This window comes from Marinobacter sp. UBA5687, from assembly GCF_002420325.1.
GTDB classification, from domain to species: domain Bacteria; phylum Pseudomonadota; class Gammaproteobacteria; order Pseudomonadales; family Oleiphilaceae; genus Marinobacter; species Marinobacter nauticus.
On the sequence record NZ_DIHV01000137.1, the window covers coordinates 1 to 4,468 of the forward strand.

The 4,468-nt window shown below is 61.8% G+C and carries 4 protein-coding genes; 1 reads left to right on the forward strand and 3 read right to left on the reverse strand.

What is annotated here, in order from left to right; genetic code table 11:
- On the forward strand, positions 1-1,494 hold a 1,494-nt coding region (locus tag B3Y70_RS15190), incomplete at its 5' end, for an NADP-dependent isocitrate dehydrogenase (protein ID WP_288590038.1).
- A 75-nt stretch (positions 1,495-1,569) separates the two neighbouring features.
- On the opposite strand, the gene B3Y70_RS15195 is transcribed toward B3Y70_RS15190, so the two are convergent.
- The 3 genes from B3Y70_RS15195 to B3Y70_RS15205 form a co-directional block, all read right to left on the reverse strand.
- Positions 1,570-2,763 carry a cation:proton antiporter gene (locus B3Y70_RS15195; RefSeq protein ID WP_022991815.1) on the reverse strand — a complete coding sequence of 398 codons (1,194 nt, stop codon included), beginning with the start codon at positions 2,761-2,763 and terminating at the stop codon, positions 1,570-1,572.
- A 4-nt stretch (positions 2,764-2,767) separates the two neighbouring features.
- Entirely contained in the window at positions 2,768-3,238 is a 471-nt protein-coding gene (gene ybaK / locus B3Y70_RS15200; RefSeq protein WP_022991816.1) for a Cys-tRNA(Pro) deacylase, read from the reverse strand.
- Between the two features lie 60 nt (positions 3,239-3,298).
- Positions 3,299-4,468: DSD1 family PLP-dependent enzyme (locus B3Y70_RS15205; RefSeq protein ID WP_288590040.1), on the reverse strand; the 1,170-nt coding region annotated here is incomplete at its 5' end.

The following is a 4,468-nucleotide window of genomic DNA, read 5'->3' on the forward strand; positions in this document are numbered from 1 at the left end:
ATGTTCTCCCTGCACGTGAAAGCCACCATGATGAAAATCTCCCACCCGATCGTGTTCGGTCACGCGGTGAAGGTTTTCTACAAGGAGCTGTTCGACAAGTACGGTGAGCTGTTCCAGGAAATCGGTGTTAACCCGAACAACGGCCTGTCGTCCGTGATCGAGAAGATCAAGCAACTGCCGGAATCGAAGCAGGAGCAGATTCAGGAAGACCTGCACGCGTGCTACGAGCACCGTCCGGAAATCGCCATGGTCGATTCTGTTAAAGGGATCACCAACCTGCACGTGCCGAGCGATGTCATTGTCGACGCCTCCATGCCGGCGATGATCCGTAACTCCGGCAAGATGTGGGCCCGTGATGGCAAGCTGAAGGACACCAAGGCGGTGATGCCGGAGTCCACCTACGCCACCATCTACCAGGAAGTGATCAACTTCTGTAAGACCCACGGCGCGTTTGACCCCACCACCATGGGTACCGTTCCGAACGTGGGCCTGATGGCGCAGAAAGCCGAAGAGTACGGCTCTCACGACAAGACCTTCGAAATGAAGGAAGACGGTGTCGTGCGCGTTGTGGCCGAAGACGGCACTGTCCTGACCGAGCACAAGGTTGAGGAAGGCGATATCTGGCGTGCCTGCCAGACCAAGGATCTGCCGATCCGCGACTGGGTCAAGCTGGCGGTTAACCGTTCCCGCTCCAGCGGCATGCCGGCGGTATTCTGGCTGGACGATGAGCGTGCCCACGATGCCCAGCTGATCAAGAAGGTCAAAACCTACCTGGCTGAACTGGACACCGAAGGTCTGGACATTCGCATCATGTCTCCGGTTCGCGCCATTCGCTGGACCATGGAGCGTCTGATTCGCGGCCTGGACACCATCTCTGTCACCGGCAACGTGCTGCGTGACTACCTGACCGACCTGTTCCCGATCCTGGAGCTGGGCACCAGCGCCAAGATGCTGTCCATCGTGCCGCTGCTGAACGGCGGTGGTCTGTATGAGACCGGTGCCGGCGGTTCCGCGCCCAAGCACGTACAGCAGCTGATTCAGGAAAACCACCTGCGCTGGGATTCCCTGGGTGAGTTCCTGGCCACCGCGGTGTCTCTGGACGAGCTGGGCGAGAAGCAGAACAACGAGCGTGCCCGCCTGCTCGGCCAGACCATGGACAAGGCCACCGAGCGACTGCTGGAAAACAACCAGTCTCCGTCGCGGGTAACCGGCGAGCTGGACAACCGTGGTTCCCACTTCCACCTGGCCCGCTACTGGGCGGAAGAGCTCTCCAAACAGGATGAAGACAAGGAACTGAAAGAATTCTTCACCAAGCTGTCTGCCCAGTTGGAGGAGAACAAGGACAAGATCCTGGAAGAAATGACCGTGGTGCAGGGCCATCCGGCCGATATCGGTGGTTACTACCACCCGCCCATGGAGAAGGTGTGCGAGGTCATGCAGCCGAGCGCCACGTTCAACAAGATCCTGGCCGAGGCTCGGGATTCCGTGAAGTAAGGCCAGTGTTTCAGCCGGGCCATTGGCCCGGCATGAATCCCCGAAACCCGGTGCGCTTGAGGCTCACCGGGTTTTTTATTCGTCTGGCTCTTCCTGGTAGCCCTGTCCGGTTTCACCGGCCTTGCGTAGCTGAAGCAGCGTCATCGGCGGGCCGATTAACTCGAATAGCACCGTAGCGCCAATCACCAGCGGCAGAATGTAGCCAAGCTCCGGCAGCCGCTCGGTGGCCACCAGGGCGAGGCCAAGGGCAACGCCGGCCTGGGGCATCAGGCAGGCGCCGATACGCTGCCGGGTTTCCGGGGCGGAGCCGGCGAGCAGGCCGCCCAGGTAACCACCGGCCAGTCGGCCGCCAATGCGGGCCATTACATAGGCCAGGCCAAGCGCACCGAGGGTGGGGAGCGCCAGCCAGTCGAGCTGGTACCCGGCCATAAAGAAAAACAGTGCCAGGAAGGGCTCGGAAATGCCCTCGATGGAACGGAACGGCCGAACGTGATGTCGGGCTCGGTTCGCCACCACAATGCCCAGGGTCATGCAGGTCAGCAGGTACGACAGGCCAAACCAGCTGGCCAGCCCCGCCGCGACAAAGACAAACCCGGCGGATTCCAGCAGCATGGGTTCACCCGGCCGTAGCCGCCCGGTCAGCCAGACCATGGGAAACCCCAGTACCATACCCAGCAGCACCGAGCCTGCCACTTCCCAGAGCCCGTGCAACATGGCCGTGGGGCCGCTCAGGTCGCCGTTGCCCAGCAACAGACCGGCCGCCACCAACAGAACACTGAACAGAATGGCGCCCCAGGCATCGTCGATGGCGACCACCTGAAACACCAGCCGGGTGAGCGGGCCGTTGGCGCCCGCTTCGCGCAGGACATCCAGGGTCGCTGCCGGTGCCGTGGCGGTGGCAATGCCGCCCAGCAGCAGAGCCGCCGGCAGGTTGCCGGTGACGGCCCAGACCGCCAGGATGACCGCCACGGCGGTCAGCAACGTGACGGCCAGGCTGACAATCAGCGCTTCTTTTCCCTGCCTGAGATCCCGCGCCGACATTCGTTCTCCCAGCAGAAAACCCACCATCGCCAGGGTTAACTGGGTAATCAGGCTGAAGCTCTGGTCTGCGTTATCCGGCAGCAGGTCAAGCAAATCCGGTCCAGCCAGGGCGCCCAGCAACAGCAGCAGGGTCACCCGGGGCACGTGTACCTTCTGGCCCACGGCGTGCGCAGCGAGTGCCAGCAGCAGGGTGCTACCGATAAGGATCAGGTCGCTGGAGTGATTCACCCCCTTACTCCTGTTGCAGCAGAGCGAACCGGGCCTGGGTCAGTCGGGCCAGATCGGCGGGTGCCAGTTCGATTTCCAGGCCCCGTTTGCCGGCACTGACAAAGATCGTTTCGAAGTCCTCGGCAGACTGGTCGATGAAGGTTTTCAGAGGTTTTTTCTGGCCCAGGGGACTGACCCCACCCAGGACATAGCCGGTGGTGCGCTGCACCAGCTGTTTGTCGGCCATGAGTGCTTTCTTGGCACCGGCAGCCTTGGCAATCTGTTTCAGCCCGAGCATGGCGGTGACCGGTACGATGCCCACCGCCAGATCCTTGCCATCCAGGCTGACCACCAGGGTCTTGAACACCTGGGCCGGGTTTGCACCGATTTTTTCCGCCGCTTCCTCGCCATAACTTTCCGCAGCCGGATCGTGCTCGTACTCGTGGATGGTGTAGTTCACCCGGGCTTGTTTGGCGGCGTTGATTGCGGGGGTCATGACGGTTCCTGTCGGTTGGATCGAACGTAGCACCGATTAAAGCATGTGCCGCCAACGAGTTCATCCTTCCCGGAACACCGGCCAGCGTTCGGTAATGCCTCCCCTGACCGGATCAAAGACGGCCAGATCGCCGAATTGCAGGAATACCGATTCGCTCTGGTGCGGCCGAAGGAATACCCGGTCGCCCTCTGACAGGTCGAGCCCATCGGCGAAATTCAGCATTTCCTGATTACTGGATCGGCCATAAACCGGATTATCGGTTAATCCTGCCGGTGACACCGGCGTTGCCGGCCAGTAGCCGCCGTAGATGAAGGCCGTGCGGGCCCGGTTGGGGTTCCACAGCGCCTGCAGCCGGCCCAGCCCGGGTGCACCTGGAATCCGGGTGGTTTCCAGCAGCTTCAGGACCGGCGTGGCAATGAACACCGCGGGCCGGTGCTCAGCCAGTGTTGGCAGGTCGAAATCCGCGGGCATTACCAGGCCGGAACCGGCGGAGAGCTCATTCACGGGCAGCTCGCCGGACAGCCCGCGATAGAGCTGATAGGTGGTGGACCCCCCGGTGTTAAGTGTCAGGTCTGTCAGTGAGCGTCCCAGGTGTTGCTCGGCGGTGGACACGTAATCCTGATACCGCGCCATGGCCCGGTCCCGCAGCCAGGCCGCTGGCCCCGGTGCTTTCATGATATGAGGTTCGTAGCCCATGAACCCGCTGAAACTGAGCCAGGGCGAGCGTTCAATCATGGTGAGGACCCGAGCCAGGTCACCGGTGTCGGTAAACCCGCCACGATGCAGGCCAACATCGATCTCCAGGTTAATCCGCAGCCGGCGTTGTTGTGCCCGGGCGAAACCTTCATAGGCCTCAAGCCGCTGCCGGGAATCCACCAACCATTGCAGTTGCTGTTCTGGCCGGAAGCCGCTGGTACTGAATGTGAGCTGCTGGTAGAAACGGTCAACGGCGGCCACCGGAAGCGGCTTGCCCATCAGCACATCCGCCTGAGGCAGGGCCTCGGCCACGGTGTTGAGAAAGGGTTGGTGGAAAACCATCAGCCGGTTGCTGCCGGTGGCCGCCATGATTCGTTGCAGAAGCGGCAGTGACGGCAGTGATTTGACCACAATGCGGTAATGGTATTCGCCGTTCAGGTGGCTGTTCAGGGCCGACAGGTTGTGCTCCAGCCTGGCCTGATCCAGCACCAGCGTGGGGGTTGCCTGGCCGGCTTCAGTAAGGGCAACGTCCAG

Bases quoted from the DNA above. Each gene is read 5' to 3' on its own strand.
- ybaK (WP_022991816.1), bottom strand. From the start codon at position 3,238: ATGACCCCCGCAATCAACGCCGCCAAACAAGCCCGGGTGAACTACACC.